Below are 18,232 nucleotides of genomic sequence, written 5' to 3'. Positions count from 1 at the left end.
CGATGAGGTTCAGTGGGCGTGCTCGGCGCTGCCTTTGCCCAGTTCGGACTTGAGGACAAAGCTGCCGCTCGCGGCAACGCGCTCGCCAGCCTTCAGCCCCTCGCGCACCTCGACGAAGCCGTCGCTGCGCGTGCCCAATGTCACTGGGCGAACCTCGAAGCCCTCGGCTGTGCGTACGAACACACTGGTCTGCTCCTCGACCTCCTGAATGGCCGCGAGCGGGATCGTTGTCTGCGCCTCGTGGCGCTCGGTAACCAGCGCGACGGAGACGAACAGCCCAGGGCGCCACACGCCATCGGCGTTATCCAAGGTGATGCGGCCCGTCGCGGTGCGCGTCTGCTCGCCCAACAAGCGGCTGACATAAGCCACCTTGGCGCGCGTCTCGCGCCCCAGTTCCGGGGCAATCACGCGCACGTCCTGGCCGACCTCGACTCGCTCCAGATCACGCGGCGAGACGCTGAAGGTGACCCACACCTGGCTCATGTCGGCCACCGTGAAGGTGGTGCTGCTTTCACCCACGACTTCGCCCGGCACCAGATGCTTCTCGACCACCACCCCGGCAAAAGGCGCGCGCAGGTTGTAGCGGCTGCCATCACCAGCATCGCCCCGAGGGTTGAGGGTCTTGCCCTTTTGCTGGGCATTGCCCAGGGCGATGCGCGCCTCGCTCAGCGCCTGGCGGGCCTGCAGATAATCCTGCTCGGCCGAGATACCGTCCTGCCAGAGCTGACGCTCGCGCTCGAAGGTGGTTTGCGCCAGCTCGACACGCTGCGCAGCCGCTGCCATTTCACTGCGCAGCTCGGAAACCTGCTGGCTGAAAATGACCGCCAGCGCCTCCCCGGCAGCGACCTTCTGGCCCAAACCGACCAGCACCCGCTCGACCACCCCGGCACTCGGCGGCACCACATGCGCCGTACGCTCCTCATTGAAATTCACTTCACCGGGCAGCGAGATATAGGTGCTCATGCTGCGCGCCTGCACCTCGGCGACTTCGATACCGGCAGCGGCAATTTGCGCCTCGCTCAGCGTCAACCCGCCCTCCTCGTCATGCGCTTGCGTAGCCTCGGCATGACCCGCGCCCTCTTCGTCATGCTCATCGTCATCCTCGCCATGCCCCTCGCCGGCATACGCCAGCGCCACTGGGTTGATGCTGGCCATATAGCCCTGACCGCTTTGCAGCAGTCGCTGACCAAGATCCGTGGCGAACTGCCCACCGTTATAGAACAACGCACCACCGACAAAGCCAGCGGCGATGGCTGCCGTAATGGCAACACCGAGTTTCTTCTGCATGAACAACCCCAAACAGTGATCAGTGACCGGCATCGCTGCGGTCTGCGTGACAAGGAATCAGTAGGAATCGGCGCGGACGCTGAGATCGCCGTAGATACGTTCGAGACGCACCCAGGCATCCAAGGCCTCTTCGAGCGCCTGCAGGTAACGCGAGCGCACGTCGATCAGGGTGCGCTGGGCATCGAGTACGTCGATGAAGCCGAACTTGCCCATCTGAAAGCCCCGCGTAGTGCTCTCCAGCGCCGCATCAGCGGAGCGCAGCAAGCCCCCTTCGAAGCCCCTGATCGCGCCTTGCGCCGTGCGCCATTGCTGGTGGGCCTGCTGCACCTCGCTGCGCAGGCGCATATACGCGGCATTGCGCAGGTCACGCGCCTGATCGGCGCGGCGCGAAGCGGCCAGCACGTTGCCCTGATTGCGGTCGAACAACGGCAGCGGCATAGACAGCCCCACCAGGTTCACCCGCTCGCGATCCTCGCTGCTGTACTGGCTGCCGAGGCTGACGATGAGATCGGGAATGCGCTGGCTTTTCTCGACCGTCACCGAGGCCTCCTGGCGCGCAATCTCGATTTCCGCCAGACGCATCGGCGCAACGCCATCCAGACGCCGCAGCAACTCCGCTTCGCCAGGCAGTGACGGCAAGTCTTCGGCTTTGCCGCCCAGCACCCACTCAGCCGCAGACGACTGCGGGCCGATGACCGCCAATAACTGGCTCATGGCATTGAGGCGCTGGTCACGGGCACGCAGGGCTTCCAGGCGCACCTCCTCGAACTGCAGGCGCGCACGGCTGGCCTCCAGAGCGGAAGCTTTACCCGCCTTGACCCGCGCCTCGACCACCGCCACGCCGCGCTCACTCAAGGTTTGTGATTGCTCAGCCAGAGCCTGGCGCATCTGTGCCAGCAACACGCCCTGAAACGCCGCCACCACCTCAGCACGTAGCTCGTTGCGCAGTTGCTCCTGACCTATCGCAGCGCCATCGATGCCACGCTCGGCCAGCTCGATACGGGCACCGCGCTTGCCTCCCAGTTCGATCGGCTGGCTGATCTGCACCGTCGTGGTTCGCGTATCACTGCGCGTGTCCTCCACCTCCCAGGACAGCTCTGGGTTAGGCAACACTCCAGCCTGCTTGCGCTCACCTTCGGCGATGCCGACATTGCGCTCACCAGCCTGTAACGACGGGTTGCTTTGCAGAGCCTGCTGCCACGCCTCGCTCAGCGTGAGCGGCGTCGCCGCATTGGCCTGAGCAGTGCCGAACAGCAACACCACGGCCAGGAAAACGCCTTCTGCACGTTTCGAATATCGCCTCGACAAGGGCTCCTCCTCCACACCGGTATCCATTCGGAGACAGCTAGGCCATTTCCGAGCACTTAATTCGGTGCAGAATTTAGGGAACCGCCCTTATCGTCGAGGTGACTGCAAGATTACAAATATGTAATCCACGACTACCGCATATAGCGCTGTATTAACATGCCGCCGCCGCAACACTTAGAGGCGTCGCAAAGTTACAAACTGACATAATTAAAACATTAAAAAAACCAGCGAAATATTCAAAAAACGGTCTGTAAGCGCCTGAATTTAAAAGGCCGATGCTTGACCCTATAGTGGCTACAGGGCTCACCATCCGCGCCGCGCAGCAATCCGCATAAAAGTCGACCGCCCCTTACTCCAACATTCATCGCGGGTCGATAAAACTTTCCCACCACCAAGGTCAATCACTGCATGCGAATCCTGATTGTCGAGGACGAGCTTAAAACTGCCGAGTATCTCCACCAGGGACTTAGTGAGAGCGGTTATATCGTCGACATTGCCAGCAATGGTGTCGACGGCATACATATGGCGGCCCAGGCCGCTTACGAGTTGGTCATCCTCGATGTTGACCTACCGGAGATCGATGGCTGGGGCGTACTGGCCAGCATCCGTCGTAACAGCCGCACCCCCGTGATGATGCTGACAGCACGCGGGCGTCTGGCCGACAAACTCAAAGGCTTCGATTCCGGCGCCGATGATTACCTGATCAAGCCGTTCGAGTTTCCTGAGCTGCTGGCCAGGGTTCGCTCGCTGCTACGCCGTGGTGAGCAGGCGCCGGTGCCGGACGTGCTCAAGGTCGACGACCTCGAACTGGATCCGGCTCGCCACCGTGCCTACCGCAGTGGGCAACGTATCGATCTGACCACCAAGGAATTCGCCCTGCTGCACTTGCTGATGCGACGCAGCGGTGAAGTGCTCTCGCGCACCCAAATCATTTCCCTGGTCTGGGACATGAACTTCGACTGCGATACCAACGTCGTCGAAGTCTCCATCCGCCGCCTGCGCGCCAAAATCGACGATCCGTTCGAGAACAAGCTGATCCATACCCTGCGCGGTGTCGGTTATGTACTGGAAGCACGGCCATGAAGCCAGACCGACTATCGAGTCGACTCAGCCTGTCGGTCGCAGTGCTGGGCTTGCTGCTGGTGGCACTGCTCAGCGCGCTGGCCTACTTCTCTCTAAGCCGACAACTCGACGGCATTGCCGAACAAAGCCTCAAGGACAAGCTACAGCAAGTTCGCCACAGCCTGCGGGAGGTCGCGATTCGCCCCGAAGTGGGCAGCCAGACCCACAATATCCGCGACCTGATTCAAGGCCACGACAGCCTTTCGCTCACCCTCTATGACGACAGCTCCCCACCCAAGGAGCTGATGAGTGTGGGCTTGATGCAAGCACCATTGCAGCCCGACGCCGCCATCCCTGCCGAAGGCATCGCCTTTCACTACTGGCAGGATGAGCAGGGCAAAGCTTTGTTGACGGCCTCCCAGCTCTTTCAGCGCAAGGACGGCTCACGGATACGTGCGCTGCTCACGCTCGACCGCGCCAGCGATCAGGCGCTGCTGCGCGCCTACATCGAATCCACACTCATTGCCCTGCCCTTCGTGCTGGCACTTATCGCGGCTGGAGCCTGGTGGATCGCACATCGCGGCCTCATCTCATTGAACCAGTTCCGCACGATTGCCGAGCGCGTCTCGACTGACGACCTGAGCCACCGCTTACCTGTGGAGAACCTACCACAGGAGCTGCGCGAATTGGCTAACGGCATCAACTTCATGTTTCACCGTCTCGATGGGGGTGTTCAGCAGCTCTCGCAGTTCTCCGATGACCTGGCCCATGAGCTGCGCTCGCCCATCAGCAATCTGATCGGCAAGGCCCAGGTCACGCTGTCACGCGAGCGGCCTCCCGAGGAATATAAGCGGGTGCTGGAAAACTGCACCGAGGAGTTGGGGCGCGTCACGCGGATCATCTCCGACATGCTATTTCTCGCTCACGTCAGCCATCCGGCGGCGCTGGTGCCATTCGAGCGCCTACGTCTGCACGAAGAGGCCGAAAAGGTGGCGGAGCTGTTCAGCCTCATGGCCGAAGATAAACAGGTCACCCTCAAGCTCTCTGGCCAGGCGACGATCAGCGGTGATCGCCTGATGGTGCAGCGCGCCATCTCCAACCTGCTATCCAACGCCATTACCCATAGCCCGGCAGGATCGAACATTGACATCACACTCAGCACCCGCGCAGCGAACGTGACACTGGCGGTGAGCAATCAGGGCGCGGGCATCGCCGCCGAGCACCTGCCCAAGCTGTTCGAGCGCTTCTACCGTGTGGACAATGGCCGCTCACGTGCCGATAGCGGTACAGGACTGGGGCTGGCGATCGTTCGCTCGATCATGAGCCTGCATCGCGGCCAGGTCAGCGTAAGTAGCAACCTCGATGCAACCACAGTATTCACGCTGCACTTCCCGCTGCCACAACCGGATGCCGAGCACGGCAAAAATCGCGGACATGAATGAGCCAGGGTTCTGACCTGCAATAAAAAAGCGCCCCATCGCAGACTGAATGAAAACGTAGCGCGCGAAGGTCTAACAGGGCAAAAAATGGCAAAAAACGCAGCTTACGAGTTGTAAAGAAGCATTCTGAGCCGCTTTTTAACACTGCACGACCAAGCGCAGTAGCGTTCACACGGTCTGACTGGGGCGCCAAGAAACCATCTCTCACCAAAGGAGCGGGAGCTACCAAGAGATGGGGTGTACAGCTCGGGCAATGCGCGCCATCAATCGTCTTGCTCGCGTTGAGCAACGGTAACCTGCTGCTCGCCGGCGTTATCGCCATGGATGAGTTGCTGGTTTTCACGGAACTCGGCAAGCGCCTCTAGCGAACGCTGCGAACCATCTTCAGCGCTGGCAAACATGCTGGCGCCACCCAGAAAAACGATGAACAGGCACTGGGAGAAAACTTTCATAGAAACCTCGGACTGACTGAGCAAACGTGGATACGAACGCTTCGAAGACAGTCCCATGCTAAGCAGCCGCACCTAACGAGAGCATGAGGCCCGAATTACAATCCTGTCAGACAGGGGCGGCACCGCCGCCCCCGCCATTCGTTACAGCACCTGAAGCGGATATTCGACGATGACGCGCACCTCATCGAGGTCGCTTTCATATGCGGTGGCGCGGGTATTCATCTGCCGCACGCGCACCGAGAGGTCCTTGAGCGAGCCCTCAAGGAACACGTACTTGACCTCAAGGTTGCGCTCCCAGCGCTTCTGGTCGGTCAGCGGGTTACCAGCATCATCACGACGCATGTACACGCTGTTGGCGTTGGAGTAATCGGCATCGCGACCCAGCGCATAGCGCGCCATGAAGCTCAGGCCCGGCACGCCGAAGTCGGCCATATCCAGGTCGTAACGCAGCATCCAGGAACGCTCCTTGGGCGAGTTGAAGTCGCTGTACTGGATGGAGTTATCGAGGAAGATCGAGTCGGACTGACGCAGGTAGTCAAAATCGTCGTCACCGTTGTTGCGCTGGTGAGAAAGCGCCAGACGATGGGCACCGTATTTGACGCCGACACTGCCGCTGTAGATGTTGTTGTTGAAGTCGCCCAGCAGTTGCTTACCTTCATCGCGGGCGTTGTAGTAATTCAGACCGCCAAACAGCGACAGCTCTTCGGAGAGCGGATACGTCCACGACATGCCCGCGTAATGCTGATCCCAGGCATCCTTCAGGCGGCTACTGTAGAGACTGAAGCCGATGTTGTCGTTAAGCGCGTAATCGCCCCCGAAATAGCTGACCCAGGGTGAGTCCACCTGTCCGGCGTAGAAGGTCGCGAAGTCACCGCGTGTGGTGCTTTCCTGCGGCTGGCTCATGGCGTGCAGGCGGCCACCTTGCAGGGTCAGACCATCAACGCTGTTATTGACGAGGGTAAAGCCCTTGAAACTCTGCGGCAGCAAACGCGAATCGCCGTAATGCACCACCGGCGTGGTCGGGAACACGTCACCGGCCTTGACGACGGTATCGGCGAAACGCGCTTTCACGGCAGCGCCGACCTTGGAATAGGAATCCTCAGCCTGGCCATCGCTATCGACTGGCATCAAATTGACACTACCGCCTGGGCCATAACGCCCGTCACCGGTATCGAGTTTGATACCCAACCCGGCATGGACATCAAGACCGAAGCCAACGGTGCCCTGCGTGAAGCCGGACTCATAGTTGGCCAGAATGCTGTGCGCCCAGGCTTCGGTGTAGCTGCTGCGCTCACCATTGGGCAACACCCTGGCTTCACCGTTGCGGTAGTCCCGGTTGAAATAGAAATTGCGATTGAGAATCTTCAGGCTGCTGCCTTCGAGGAAGCCTTCGCTCGCCTGCGTCTCGGCCGCCTGAATCATTGCGCTTGGGGCGAGTGCCAGCGCGCAGGTGATAGCCAGGGCTAGGGGGCTCTTGTTCATGCATTGCTCCTGATACTGACCGGCAGTTTTAGGGTTGTCATAGGCCAATTGTTCTTGTGGTTATGGCCATCACATCCTTGCAACTCGCAGATAACTCGAAGATGAGCGCAGCATTACAATTTCGTCATGCAAGAACCGGCCATGCGCCGCACTGTCCAGGCGCAACCTGCAATGAACGTACGGGAAATGACGAGATATAGAGCCCTGAGACACTGGGCGACAACGCATAACGCGTTAGAGATCGACAGCCCGCAACAGATACCCGTCGCCGCCTGCCAACATCGGTTTGCGCGATTGTAATTTTGCCGCAATGCCTGGGTAAGCCACGGCTCGCTAGTGTTTGCCTCGAACACATTAGCCAGCAGGCCTACTTATGAAGCCCATTACTGCCCTTTTTCCGCTCGCCCTTCTTCTGGCCGCCAACAGCGCGTATGCGCTGTCCTTCCCCGAAGGCAAGGTCAAACAGAACGAACAGAAAAGCCTTGAGATCACTCAGCGCTATGCCGAGCGTAGCGGCAAGCCCATGCCAGACATTCAGGACTACCGCTACGGCATGCCACTGAACATCGCCAAGGTCGTTCACCAAAGCCCAAGAATCGAATACTGCGGCGTTGTTCCCAAGCTCATGGTGTTCGAAGACACCTCAGGCGAACTGCGCAGCATCCGCTACCGCGGCCAAGGCGAATGCCGCGGCCAAAACTGAAGCCCCACATGCCCGCCGCCCGCTTCAGGTTGCCGAGTGGATCGGCAACCTGAACGACGCCAGGCCCTTTCGGCACTCACTCGCTCGCCTTAATCCAGCACAGGCCGCATGAAACTGCGCTCGTAACTGATCACGCAGCGGGTTTCCTCGGCGTACTTGAACGCAGCCAGGCATTCTGCGTCGGCGAAGGAGTCCTGCCGATAGCGTTCGTAAGCGGCCAGACTAGGAAAGCTGAACAACGCCAGCGCGACGTTGTTGGCGCCTTCTGACGGCAAAAAGTAGCCGTGGTGCGTACCGCCGAACTTCGCCACCAAAGGAATCCACAACTTGGCGTAATGTTCGAAGGCTTCGAGCTTGTAAGGGTCGATGATGTAACGCAGGTAGCAGGTGATCATCCGTGTCTCCGGGTTTCGAATCAGCCGCGCATATAAGCATAACGAGGAGGCCAACTGTACCTTCCTCGCATGGGACGCTACAGGCCAACGATGCTGCCCTGACTGTCACTGTGCTCAATCCTGGCTGTGCTCCGTGCAACTCAACGCAACTTCTCCAGCATCTGGTAGTACCACATCCCTGCTGCCAACATCGGGTTGCCGAGCTGATCACCCAGCGGCACCTTGATGTGTTTGCAGGCGGCGAAGGTGTCGTACTGCTCCAGATCGCCGGTGATGGCCTTGGCCATGATCTCGCCCATGATGTGCGTGGTCGCCACACCGTGACCGGAGTAGCCCTGGCAGTACCAGACATTGCTCGACAGCTTGCCCAGTTGCGGGATGCGGTTCATCACGATGCCCATGGCGCAGCTCCACTGGAAGTCGATCGGCACGCCCTTGAGCTGCGGGAAGGTGCGCTCGATGCACGGGCGCAGCTCCCCGGCGATATCGCGTGAATCGCGCCCGGAGTAGTTGGCGCCGCCGCCGAACAGCAGGCGGCCATCGCCGGTGAGGCGGTAGTAGTCGAGCACGAAGCGGCAGTCATACACCGCCAGGTCAAAGGGGTTGATCGCCGCGATCAGCTCGGCGCCCAGCGGCGCGGTGGTGACGATGCCGCCCATGGCCGGGAAGATCATGCCCTTGAGCTTGCGCCGCTCCAGCTTGTGGTAGACGTCACCGGCCAGCAGCACCTGCTTGGCCTCGATGCGCCCGCCCGTGGTGACCACCGCCGGACGCGGGCCGTGGACGATATCCAGCACCTCGGAATGTTCGAAGATCAACGCACCCAGGCTTTCGGCGGCCTTGGCCTCGCCGAGGCACAGGTTGAGCGGGTGCAGGTGCATATTGCGGGTGTTCTTCAACGCGCCGCAGTACAGGTCGCTACCCAGTTGAGCGCGCACGCCGGTAGCGTCGAGCAGGGTGACATCGGCCTCCATGCCACGGCGCAGCGCTTCCTCAAAGGAGGCCTTGAGCTCGTCCATATGGCTGGCTTTCATCGCCGTATGCAGGTGGCCGTGCTTGAGGTCGCAGGCGATGCCGTACTTGGCCACGCGGCTCTTGATGATCTCGTGGCCACGCCAGCGCAAGTGCCAGATGAAGTCGTCCACCTCGTCGCCCAGCGTGTTGCGCATCTGCTTGCGCATGGCCTCGTCGCCGGACAGGCTGCCGGTGACCTGGCCGCCGTTGCGCCCGCTGGCGCCCCAGCCGACCTTGTGGGTTTCCACCACGGCCACCTTGAGGCCACGCTCGGCCAGCTCCACCGCCGTGGCAATACCGGTGAAACCACCGCCGATGATGGCCACGTCGACGGTTACACTGCCCTGCAGGGTCGGGTAGTCGCTCTCGAAATTGAGCGAGGCCGAGTAGTAGGAAGGCGCGCGCTCGGCGGCGGGTTTGACGGGTTGCTTGATCGCGTTCATAGCATGTCCTTGGGGGGGCATTTGCACCGATGAATCTATTGTCGCGGCTAAAGCCCCTCCCACAGGGAGCACCCAAAATCCCCCGCTCTGTGGGAGGGGCTTCAGCCGCGACTTCCTCAGATAAGGGCCTTCAGGCGTTACTCAGGTACCAGCGCCAATCCTGCTCGCCAACCTCACCCATGAACTGGCGGTACTCGGCACGCTTGACCGCGAGATACACCTTGAGGAAATCGTCGCCAAAGGCATCGCGCGCCCAACTGGACTGCTCCAGCGCCTGAATCGCCGCCGACCACTGGGTCGGCAGATATTCCGTGGCCTGGGCGTAACCATTGCCTTCGATTGGCGCGCCGGGGTCGAGGCGATCACGAATACCACGGTGAATCCCGGCAAGGATCGCGGCGGCGGCGAGGTAAGGGTTGGCGTCGGCGCCACAGATACGGTGTTCGACGTGGCGGGTATTGGCGGGCCCACCCGGCACGCGCAGGCTGACGGTGCGGTTGTCCACCCCCCAGCTCAAAGCCAGCGGCGCGTAGCTGTTGGCCTGGAAGCGCCGGTAGGAGTTGGCGTTGGGGCAGAACAGCAGCAACGAATCGAGTAGGCTGGCGAGCATGCCGCCGACCGCCTGGCGCAGCAGCGGCGTGCCAGCCGGATCTTCACTGGCGAAGAGGTTGTTGCCCTGCGCATCGGCCAGGCTGACGTGCATGTGCATGCCAGTGCCAGCCAGGTGATCGAACGGCTTGGCCATAAAACAGGCCTGCATGCCGTGGCGGTGCGCCACACCCTTGACCAGGCGCTTGTAACGCACCGCCTGATCCATCGCCGCCAACACCGGGCCGTGCTCCAGGGTGATTTCCACCTGGCCGGGGGCGTATTCGGAAATTGCCGTGCGCGCGGGGATGCCCTGCGCCTTGCAGGCGGCATAGAGATCACGCAGGAAGGGTTCGATCTGCTCCAGCTCGCGCAGGCCGTAGACCTGGGTTTGCCATGGACGGCCGCCATCGGCATCCAGCGCTGCCTGCGGGCGGCCCTCGGCGTCACGCTTCTGGTCGAGCAGGTAGAACTCCAGCTCGCAGGCCATCACCGGGTAATACCCCTCGGCTTCGAGCTGCTCAATCACGCGGATCAGCAACTGGCGCGGGTCAGCCGGGGTGGCCGGCAGACCTTCGCTCGGGTGCATCGACACCTGCACGGCGGCGGTCGGGATCTGCCGCCAGGGCAGGCGCACCAGGCTACCGGACAGCGGATAGGCACGGCAGTCGATATCGCCCACCTCCCAGACCAGGCCAGTGTCCTCGACATCCTCCCCCTGGATGGACAGGCCAAGCATGGTGCTCGGCAGCGGTCGGCCACTCTGGTACAGCGCCAGCAATTCCTCACGGTGCAGCAGCTTGCCGCGCGGCACACCGTTGGCGTCGAGAATGAACAGCTCGATCAGTTCGATATCAGGATTGTTCGCCAGAAAGTCCTGAGCTTCCTGCGCGGGGGCAAAAGTCGTCATGTTGCGCTCGCTTGCGCCCGTTGGGCGCTCGGTGTCCGCACGGCCCGTTCGATGCTCGAACAGGTTGCACAGGCAGACAAAGTGATAGGCGTGGCTGCGGGCATGGCGCAGCCATCGAAAGTCAGCGGGCGGGCACGGCGTCCGGGGGGCGCGCATGGCGACAGTGCCAAAGCGCCCAGAATGCGAGGATGATCGTCAGCAGCGGGTTAAGCCGCTCCAACAAGCGCCGCCGCGCCGGGGCGCGGTAGAGCGTGACATGGACTTGGCAGGCCAGGGAGATCATGGCTTGGCAGCGTCGCACAGGGTTTGACGTGCGTTAAATCGGGTTTTACAGACACTCGGATAAAGGCCGACTAAACAATCGCACCTCATAGCGTGGAATGCCAGGCACAAAAAAGCCGTCCTTGCAGACGGCTCTTTTCGCAAGCGCTGGGCTTACAGACCGGACATTTTCTGGATCGCGGCGCGCAGCTCGTCGTCGGAGCAGTCGGCGCAGGTGCCTTTCGGCGGCATGGCGTTGATGCCGGAAATGGCCTTGGCCAGGATGCCATCGAGGCCGCCCTGGTGGTCTGCGCGCTCTTTCCAGGCAGCGGTGTCGCCAATTTTCGGCGCACCCAGCACACCGGTGCCATGGCAGGCGTTGCAGTGCTTGGCAATGATGTCGTCCGGGGTACGCGCGCCACCGCCAGCAGTTGCGGCGACAGTTCCCACGCCTTTGCACTCCTGGCCCATCACGCACACCTCGCCCACAGGCTTGAGGCGTTCGGCAATGGCGTCATCGGTCGTGGCCTGAGCAGTCACTGCCCACAGGGCCAATACGACAGCAGGCGCTGCCAGCATTTTCTTCATCAGATTCACGGTACACCCTCTTCGTGGCTAGTCACGCCCGCGGCCACGGTTTCGCGAGCGGCGGCCAGTATAGCCTTTAGCCGCACGACTCGGAACAACCCATATTGCCGCAGGGTTATTGATCAAAAATTAGCCGGAGAGGTTGCGCTGATCAGTCGCGCGGGCACATCGAAGGGATTGCGGAAACGGTGTGGTTTGCTGCTTTCGAAGTAGTAGCTGTCGCCGGCCTCAAGGATGAACACTTCATTGCCCACGGTCAGTTCCAGGCGACCCTCGACCAACATGCCGGCCTCTTCACCTTCGTGGGCGTACATGTCATCACCGGTGTCGGAGCCCGCCGGGTAGGTTTCGTCGAGAAAGGCAATGGCGCGGCTCGGATGAGCCTTGCCGATCAGCTTCATGGTGATGGCGCCGCTGCAGATGTCGGTCAACTCGGCGGCCCGGTAAACCACCTGAATCTGATTCTCCTGCTCCAGATCGAGGGAGAAGAATTCCACCAGAGACATGGGGATACCGCTGAGCACCTTTTTCAGCGAGCTGATGGAGGGGCTGACGCTGTTCTTCTCGATCATCGAGATGGTGCTGTTGGTGACGCCCGCACGCTTGGCGAGTTCACGCTGGGATAGACCTTTGAGCTTACGAATCGATTGCAGGCGAACGCCGACGTCCAATGCTGGTGCCCTCCCTAAGGGGGTGGATGCGGAAAAGTGTCCGTATCATGGCATAGCGTTCGGAATTTACAACAGTGGCGTGCAGACTCTCCTACAGGCGCGGGGTCAGCCGCCGCTATAGTGCAGCGGCGCCCGACGCAGGTTGCAGAAGAGCTGGTAGGGAATGCTGCCTGCTGCCGTGGCCACATCACTGGCCAGCACCTGCTTGCCCCAGAGTTCGACGCGGCTGCCCAGGCCCGCCTGCGGCAGATCGGTGAGATCGACGGTAAGCATGTCCATCGACACCCGCCCGATCAGGTGCGTCAGTTGGCCATCCACCGCAACTGGCGTACCGCTTGGCGCATGCCGTGGGTAGCCGTCGGCATAGCCCATGGCGACCACGCCAACGCGGGTCGGGCGCTCGGCGATAAAGCGCGCGCCATAGCCCACCGGTTCACCGGCTGGCAGTTCACGCACGCTGATGACCTTCGACTCCAAAGTCATCACCGGACGCAAGCGCGCGGCCTGTTCCTGCGCCTCTTCGAATGGGGTGGCGCCATACAGCATGATGCCAGGGCGCACCCAGTCGCTAGGCACCTCTGGCCAGCCCAGCAGCGCGGGGGAATTACGCAGGCTGACTTCGGCGGCCAGGCCTTCGCGCGCTTGCTGAAACACCGTCAGTTGCTCGCTGGTGCGCGCGCAATCGAGCTCGTCGGCGCGGGCGAAATGACTCATCAGCACGATCTTGCTGACCTTGCCGCTGGCCAGCAGGCGACGGTAGGCATCCTGGTATTCGGCAGGGTACAGACCAACGCGGTGCATGCCGGAATCCAGCTTGAGCCAGAGGTTGAGCGGCTTGCCGAGCGGAGCCTGTTCGATGGCCTCAATCTGCCACTGGGCATGCACCACGCACCACAGGTCATGCTGATCGATCAGCGCCAGCTCGTCGGCCTCGAAGAAGCCTTCGAGCAGCAGGATCGGCGCGCGAATCCCCGCCTCGCGCAGCACCAGCGCCTCTTCGATACAGGCCACGGCGAAACCATCGGCCTCAGCCTCCAGTGCCTGCGCACAGCGTACCGCACCATGCCCATAGGCATCGGCCTTGACCACCGCCAGGGCACGCGCGCCGCTCAACTCGCGGGCCAGTTGGTAGTTGTGACGCAGGGCATTGAGGTCGATCAGGGCACGGGCCGGACGCATGGTTCGCTATCTCTCACTGCTTCGCTGGTTTCGTAGCCCGGATGCAATCCGGGAATGGTTCGCGATGTAAAAAGCCCGGCCAAAATGCCGGGCGTAAACGCTTGCAAGGTCTACCGGTGGCGCCTTAGACAGCAGCCACCACACACATTTCCACCAGCACTTCGGGCTTGTACATCTTCGCCTCGACGCAGGCGCGGGCCGGCGCATGGCCATCGGCAACCCAGGCGTCGTACTCGGCATTGAGGCCGTCGTAGTCGGCCATGTCCTTGATGAAGATGGTCAGCGAGAGGATCTTGCTCTTGTCGCTACCACCCTCGGCCAGCATCTTGTCGATGTTGGCCAGGGTCTGGCGGGTCTGCTCGCGGATGTCACCGTCGAAGTCGTCGGCCAACTGGCCAGCGAGGTAAATCGTGCCGTTGTGGATCACCACTTCGCTGTAGCGTTTGGCCACATGCAGGCGCTGAATCGACATGGGGGTAAAACTCCTTGAATGACGGGATGGCGCAGCCTATCAGGTACGCAGCGGCTGCGGCGCGCCATGCGCCTCACGGATATTGCGCGAGTAGCGCGAGATATCCAGGCCGTCGGCGCTGATCTGCGGACGCTTGTTGGCCATCAGGTCGGCGAGCAGACGACCGGAACCGCAGGCCATGGTCCAACCCAGGGTGCCGTGGCCGGTGTTGAGGAACAGGTTGCGGTAGGCGGTGGCGCCGACGATCGGGGTGCCATCGGGCGTGGCCGGGCGCAGGCCCGTCCAGAAGTCGGCGCGTTGCAGGTCACCACCCTCGGGATACAGGTCAGCGGTGATCATCTCCAGGGTTTCGCGGCGACGCGGATTGAGCGACAGGTCGAAGCCGGCAATCTCGGCCATGCCGCCGACACGGATGCGGTTGTCGAAACGGGTAATGGCGACCTTGTAGGTCTCGTCGAGAATGGTCGACTTAGGCGCCATCTCGGCGTTGACGATCGGCACGGTCAGCGAATAACCCTTGAGCGGGTAAACCGGCGCACGAACACCCAGCGGCTTTAGCAGTTGCGGGCTGTAGCTGCCGAGGGCGAGCACATAACGGTCGGCAGTTTCCAGCTTGCCGTCGACCCATACACCGTTAATGCGGTCGCCCACGGCGTCCAGGCGCTGGATGTTCTGGCCGAAACGGAATTCGACGCCGAGCGCCTTGGCCATGTCCGCCAGTTTGGTGGTGAACATCTGGCAGTCGCCAGTCTGATCGTTGGGCAAGCGCAGGGCACCGGCCAGCTTGTGTTTGACGCCAGCCAGGGCCGGTTCAACGCGGGCGATGGCATCGCGGTCAAGCAGCTCGAACGGCACGCCGGAGGCTTCCAGCACAGCGATGTCCTTGGCGGCGGCATCGACCTGGGCCTGGGTGCGGAACAGTTGAGTGGTGCCAAGCTGACGGCCTTCATAACCGATGCCGGTCTCGGCGCGCAGCTCATCAAGGCAGTCGCGGCTGTACTCGGACAGGCGCACCATACGCTCCTTGTTGATCGCATAGCGGCTGGCGGTGCAGTTGCGCAGCATCTGCGCCATCCACAGGTACTGGTCAACATCGCCAGTGGCCTTGATCGCCAGGGGCGCGTGCTTTTGCAGCAACCATTTAATGGCTTTGAGCGGCACGCCAGGGGCAGCCCAGGGCGAAGCGTAGCCGGGAGAAACCTGGCCAGCGTTGGCAAAACTGGTTTCCAAAGCCGGGCCATCCTGGCGGTCGACCACCACCACCTCGAAGCCCTGACGGGCGAGGTAGTAAGCACTGGCGGTACCAATCACACCGCTGCCGAGAACCAGAACACGCATGTTTTTCTCCCCGCCGCGCCTATGGCGCGTGCGTTACAGGCCACTGTTGTAGATGGGCGCAGTATAGAAAGAGCCATGCAGTGCTTTTCACCATATGCACGGTTATATTTGGCGAGAATTCTCGGCAAAAAGCCGTTTTACAGAGGCGGATTCCCCATGAGAACCCAGCATCAAAGCCGTCGTGAACTGGACAAGATCGACCGCAACATCCTCCGTATCCTGCAGGAGGATGGGCGCATCAGTTTCACCGAACTGGGCGAGCGCGTGGGGCTGTCGACCACGCCCTGTACCGAACGCGTACGCCGCCTGGAGCGCGAAGGCATCATCATGGGCTACCACGCCCGCCTCAACCCGCAGAACCTCAAGGCCAGCCTGCTGGTGTTCGTCGAGATCAGCCTGGACTACAAGTCCGGCGACACCTTCGAGGAATTCCGCCGCGCCGTGCTCAAGCTGCCGCACGTGCTGGAGTGCCACCTGGTGTCCGGTGACTTCGACTATCTGGTCAAAGCGCGCATCAACGAGATGGCCAGCTACCGCAAGCTGCTCGGCGACATCCTGCTCAAGCTGCCGCATGTGCGCGAGTCGAAGAGCTATATCGTCATGGAAGAGGTGAAGGAATCGCTGGCCCTGCCGGTGCCGGAGTGAGGCGCATGCCGTGCGCGTCCTACACCAACCGCTGCCGCGTCGTGGCGATCAGGCGATGCACCTGGCGCTCCACCGCCGGCTCGATGGGTTGCTCCGGCCTGCGCCCATGGGGGCATGGCAGATTCGGCGTGGTGCCAAACAGACGGCAGATCAGCGGGCGCTGGTCATACACCTCGCAGCCATTGGGCCCCAGATGCACACAGTTGTATTCGGCCAGCGCCGCGTCGTGTTCGGCGTCACTTTTCACCGGCAGGCGCGCCAGCTCTTCGGACGAGGCGGTGACCGGCCCACAGCAGTCGTGACAACCCGGCACGCAATCGAAGCGCGGAATCTGCAGGCGCAGGTGGTCGATCTTGCGGTCGGTGCAACTCATGGCTGGGCATCCTGAAGTGATGGCGGCCAGTTTACTGCCAGGCCATTCGCTCAGACACCTCAAGTCGCGGCTAAAGCCCCTCCCACAAAGCCCAGCACGCCCTGTGGGAAGCGCTTCAGCGGCGACAGACCACGGCACCATGAGCGGAGGCAGCCTGCTTTTTTCCGCCTATCTCTTGGCGCGAGAAGGATTGCGCGCTTATTCTGCGTTGAATTTTCCACACACCAATTCAGGATTTCGCACATGAACGCCCGCGTTCGCCCGCCTCAGCATGCCGCGTCCTACTATGCCGCCAGCGTCAATCGCCAGTTGGCCTACCCGTCGTTACAAGACGAGGTGAAGGTCGATGTGTGCGTGGTCGGTGGCGGCTTCAGCGGCTTGAACACGGCCATCGAACTGGCGCAGAAGGGGCTCAGCGTGGCCCTGCTGGAGGCCAATAAAATCGGCTGGGGCGCCAGCGGGCGCAACGGCGGGCAACTGATTCGCGGTGTCGGCCATGGCGTCGAGCAATTCGAATCGGTGGTCGGCACAGAAGGCGTGCGCCAGTTCAAGCTGATGGGCCTGGAAGCGGTGGAGATCGTCCGTGCGCGCGTGGCGCAGTTCCAGATCGACTGCGACCTGACCTGGGGCTACTGCGACCTGGCCAACAAGCCCGCCCATCTCGATGACTTCGCCGCCGACAAGGCCGAGTTGGAAAGCCTCGGCTACCGCCACGAACTGCGCCTGATCCCCAAGGAGCGCGTGCACGAGGTGGTCGGCTCCGACAATTACCACGGCGCTATGATCGACAGCGGCTCCGGGCACCTACACCCGCTCAACCTGGCGCTCGGTGAGGCGGCGGCGGCGCAGTCGCTGGGCGTGCAACTGTTCGAGGACTCGGTCGTCACCCGTATCGATTACGGCAGCGAAGTGCGCGTGCACACGGCAAGCGGACAGGTGCGCGCCACTACGCTGGTGCTGGCCTGCAATGCCTACCTCAACGGGCTGAACCCGCAACTGGGCGGCAAAGTGCTACCGGCTGGCAGCTACATCATCGCCACCGAGCCGCTGCCTGAAGAGCAGGCGCGGCAACTGATTCCGCAGAACATGGCGCTGTGCGACCAACGCGTGACGGTGGATTACTACCGCCTCTCCGCCGACCGTCGCCTGCTGTTCGGCGGTGCCTGTCATTACTCCGGGCGCGACCCAGCAGACATCGCGGCCTATATGCAGCCCAAGATGCTCAAGGTGTTCCCACAACTGGCCAACGCCCGCATCGACTACCAGTGGGGCGGGATGATCGGCATTGGCGCCAACCGCCTGCCGCAGATCGGTCGACTTCAGGATCAGCCCAACGTGTTCTACGCCCAGGCTTACTCGGGCCATGGTGTGAACGCCACGCACCTGGCAGGCAAGCTGCTCGGCGAAGCCATCGCAGGCCAGGTCGGCGGCGGTTTCGAGCTGTTCGCCAAGGTGCCGCACATGACCTTCCCTGGCGGCAAGCATCTGCGCTCACCGCTGCTGGCGCTGGGCATGCTCTGGCATCGGCTGAAGGAAGTGTTGTAAGCGGGGGCTTGGCGACACCGCCTGACAGGCCGACTGGTGGGTTACGCGCGCACCAGCCTGTGCGTGGTCTGCCAGAG

At 62.0% G+C, this 18,232-nt stretch carries 18 protein-coding genes; 5 read left to right on the top strand and 13 right to left on the bottom strand.

Annotation, left to right across the window (positions count from 1 at the left end; all coding sequences use genetic code 11):
• Positions 1-9: 9 nt before the first annotated feature.
• Both AERO9A_RS13160 and AERO9A_RS13155 read right to left on the bottom strand, forming a co-directional pair.
• Positions 10-1,287, bottom strand: a complete 1,278-nt coding sequence (locus AERO9A_RS13160) for an efflux RND transporter periplasmic adaptor subunit (protein ID WP_159972418.1) — start codon at positions 1,285-1,287, stop codon at positions 10-12.
• A 57-nt stretch (positions 1,288-1,344) separates the two neighbouring features.
• Positions 1,345-2,595, bottom strand: a complete 1,251-nt coding sequence (locus AERO9A_RS13155; RefSeq protein ID WP_159972417.1) for a TolC family protein — start codon at positions 2,593-2,595, stop codon at positions 1,345-1,347.
• Between the two features lie 408 nt (positions 2,596-3,003).
• On the opposite strand from AERO9A_RS13155, the gene AERO9A_RS13150 reads away from it, so the two are divergent.
• Together AERO9A_RS13150 and AERO9A_RS13145 are read left to right on the top strand one after the other, a co-directional pair.
• Positions 3,004-3,678: a heavy metal response regulator transcription factor gene (locus AERO9A_RS13150; protein WP_159972416.1), complete on the top strand. Its 675-nt coding sequence runs from the start codon at positions 3,004-3,006 to the stop codon at positions 3,676-3,678.
• Positions 3,675-5,099: a heavy metal sensor histidine kinase gene (locus AERO9A_RS13145; RefSeq protein WP_159972415.1), complete on the top strand. Its 1,425-nt coding sequence runs from the start codon at positions 3,675-3,677 to the stop codon at positions 5,097-5,099. Before AERO9A_RS13150 ends, AERO9A_RS13145 begins: the two co-directional genes overlap by 4 nt.
• A gap of 260 nt (positions 5,100-5,359) precedes the next feature.
• Here AERO9A_RS13145 and AERO9A_RS13140 read toward each other — a convergent pair whose 3' ends face one another.
• Both AERO9A_RS13140 and AERO9A_RS13135 read right to left on the bottom strand, forming a co-directional pair.
• Positions 5,360-5,548, bottom strand: coding sequence for a hypothetical protein (locus AERO9A_RS13140; protein ID WP_178111138.1), 189 nt, complete (start codon positions 5,546-5,548; stop codon positions 5,360-5,362).
• Positions 5,549-5,689: 141 nt separating this feature from the next.
• A complete protein-coding gene (locus tag AERO9A_RS13135) occupies positions 5,690-6,970 on the bottom strand; it encodes an OprD family porin (RefSeq protein WP_256666022.1) in 1,281 nt (426 codons plus the stop codon).
• A gap of 433 nt (positions 6,971-7,403) precedes the next feature.
• On the opposite strand from AERO9A_RS13135, the gene AERO9A_RS13130 reads away from it, so the two are divergent.
• A complete protein-coding gene (locus tag AERO9A_RS13130; protein WP_159972412.1) occupies positions 7,404-7,733 on the top strand; it encodes a DUF2790 domain-containing protein in 330 nt (109 codons plus the stop codon).
• An 89-nt stretch (positions 7,734-7,822) separates the two neighbouring features.
• Here the strand turns inward: AERO9A_RS13130 and AERO9A_RS13125 are convergent, their stop codons facing one another.
• From AERO9A_RS13125 to dadA, 8 genes are all read right to left on the bottom strand, one after another.
• Positions 7,823-8,128 carry an NIPSNAP family protein gene (locus AERO9A_RS13125; protein WP_159972411.1) on the bottom strand — a complete coding sequence of 102 codons (306 nt, stop codon included), beginning with the start codon at positions 8,126-8,128 and terminating at the stop codon, positions 7,823-7,825.
• A gap of 140 nt (positions 8,129-8,268) precedes the next feature.
• Complete coding sequence (locus AERO9A_RS13120; protein ID WP_159972410.1) at positions 8,269-9,585, bottom strand: FAD-binding oxidoreductase; 1,317 nt, start codon at positions 9,583-9,585, stop codon at positions 8,269-8,271.
• A gap of 130 nt (positions 9,586-9,715) precedes the next feature.
• Positions 9,716-11,083, bottom strand: a complete 1,368-nt coding sequence (locus tag AERO9A_RS13115) for a glutamine synthetase family protein (protein WP_159972409.1) — start codon at positions 11,081-11,083, stop codon at positions 9,716-9,718.
• Between the two features lie 435 nt (positions 11,084-11,518).
• Complete coding sequence (locus tag AERO9A_RS13110) at positions 11,519-11,941, bottom strand: cytochrome c5 family protein (protein WP_159972408.1); 423 nt, start codon at positions 11,939-11,941, stop codon at positions 11,519-11,521.
• A gap of 113 nt (positions 11,942-12,054) precedes the next feature.
• Positions 12,055-12,603: a cupin domain-containing protein gene (locus tag AERO9A_RS13105; protein ID WP_159972407.1), complete on the bottom strand. Its 549-nt coding sequence runs from the start codon at positions 12,601-12,603 to the stop codon at positions 12,055-12,057.
• 105 nt (positions 12,604-12,708) lie between these two features.
• Entirely contained in the window at positions 12,709-13,782 is a 1,074-nt protein-coding gene (alr, locus tag AERO9A_RS13100; RefSeq protein ID WP_159972406.1) for an alanine racemase, read from the bottom strand.
• A gap of 124 nt (positions 13,783-13,906) precedes the next feature.
• A complete protein-coding gene (locus AERO9A_RS13095; protein WP_017361197.1) occupies positions 13,907-14,254 on the bottom strand; it encodes a RidA family protein in 348 nt (115 codons plus the stop codon).
• Between the two features lie 39 nt (positions 14,255-14,293).
• The gene (dadA, locus tag AERO9A_RS13090; RefSeq protein ID WP_159972405.1) at positions 14,294-15,592 is read right to left on the bottom strand and encodes a D-amino acid dehydrogenase; all 1,299 of its coding nucleotides are present in this window, start codon (positions 15,590-15,592) and stop codon (positions 14,294-14,296) included.
• A 156-nt stretch (positions 15,593-15,748) separates the two neighbouring features.
• On the opposite strand from dadA, the gene dadR reads away from it, so the two are divergent.
• A complete protein-coding gene (dadR, locus tag AERO9A_RS13085; protein ID WP_159972404.1) occupies positions 15,749-16,237 on the top strand; it encodes a transcriptional regulator DadR in 489 nt (162 codons plus the stop codon).
• Between the two features lie 19 nt (positions 16,238-16,256).
• Here dadR and AERO9A_RS13080 read toward each other — a convergent pair whose 3' ends face one another.
• Positions 16,257-16,610 carry a YkgJ family cysteine cluster protein gene (locus tag AERO9A_RS13080; protein WP_159972403.1) on the bottom strand — a complete coding sequence of 118 codons (354 nt, stop codon included), beginning with the start codon at positions 16,608-16,610 and terminating at the stop codon, positions 16,257-16,259.
• Between the two features lie 243 nt (positions 16,611-16,853).
• Between AERO9A_RS13080 and AERO9A_RS13075 the strand changes: the two genes are divergently transcribed.
• Positions 16,854-18,155, top strand: a complete 1,302-nt coding sequence (locus AERO9A_RS13075; protein ID WP_159972402.1) for an FAD-binding oxidoreductase — start codon at positions 16,854-16,856, stop codon at positions 18,153-18,155.
• Positions 18,156-18,232 lie beyond the last annotated feature (77 nt).

It is taken from the genome of Pseudomonas sp. 8Z (assembly GCF_902506535.1).
Taxonomy (GTDB): Bacteria; Pseudomonadota; Gammaproteobacteria; order Pseudomonadales; family Pseudomonadaceae; genus Aquipseudomonas.
The sequence above is the reverse complement of the archived record's forward strand: the minus strand, read 5'-3'. Positions and strand labels throughout refer to the sequence as shown.

Coding starts and splice junctions, on each gene's coding strand:
- AERO9A_RS13160 (WP_159972418.1), bottom strand. CDS start 1,287: ATGCAGAAGAAACTCGGTGTTGCCATTACGGCAGCCATCGCCGCTGGC.
- AERO9A_RS13150 (WP_159972416.1), top strand. CDS start 3,004: ATGCGAATCCTGATTGTCGAGGACGAGCTTAAAACTGCCGAGTATCTC.
- AERO9A_RS13145 (WP_159972415.1), top strand. CDS start 3,675: ATGAAGCCAGACCGACTATCGAGTCGACTCAGCCTGTCGGTCGCAGTG.
- AERO9A_RS13140 (WP_178111138.1), bottom strand. CDS start 5,548: ATGAAAGTTTTCTCCCAGTGCCTGTTCATCGTTTTTCTGGGTGGCGCC.
- AERO9A_RS13135 (WP_256666022.1), bottom strand. CDS start 6,970: ATGATTCAGGCGGCCGAGACGCAGGCGAGCGAAGGCTTCCTCGAAGGC.
- AERO9A_RS13130 (WP_159972412.1), top strand. CDS start 7,404: ATGAAGCCCATTACTGCCCTTTTTCCGCTCGCCCTTCTTCTGGCCGCC.
- AERO9A_RS13125 (WP_159972411.1), bottom strand. CDS start 8,128: ATGATCACCTGCTACCTGCGTTACATCATCGACCCTTACAAGCTCGAA.
- AERO9A_RS13120 (WP_159972410.1), bottom strand. CDS start 9,585: ATGAACGCGATCAAGCAACCCGTCAAACCCGCCGCCGAGCGCGCGCCT.
- AERO9A_RS13115 (WP_159972409.1), bottom strand. CDS start 11,083: ATGACGACTTTTGCCCCCGCGCAGGAAGCTCAGGACTTTCTGGCGAAC.
- alr (WP_159972406.1), bottom strand. CDS start 13,782: ATGCGTCCGGCCCGTGCCCTGATCGACCTCAATGCCCTGCGTCACAAC.
- AERO9A_RS13095 (WP_017361197.1), bottom strand. CDS start 14,254: ATGTCGATTCAGCGCCTGCATGTGGCCAAACGCTACAGCGAAGTGGTG.
- dadA (WP_159972405.1), bottom strand. CDS start 15,592: ATGCGTGTTCTGGTTCTCGGCAGCGGTGTGATTGGTACCGCCAGTGCT.
- dadR (WP_159972404.1), top strand. CDS start 15,749: ATGAGAACCCAGCATCAAAGCCGTCGTGAACTGGACAAGATCGACCGC.
- AERO9A_RS13080 (WP_159972403.1), bottom strand. CDS start 16,610: ATGAGTTGCACCGACCGCAAGATCGACCACCTGCGCCTGCAGATTCCG.
- AERO9A_RS13075 (WP_159972402.1), top strand. CDS start 16,854: ATGAACGCCCGCGTTCGCCCGCCTCAGCATGCCGCGTCCTACTATGCC.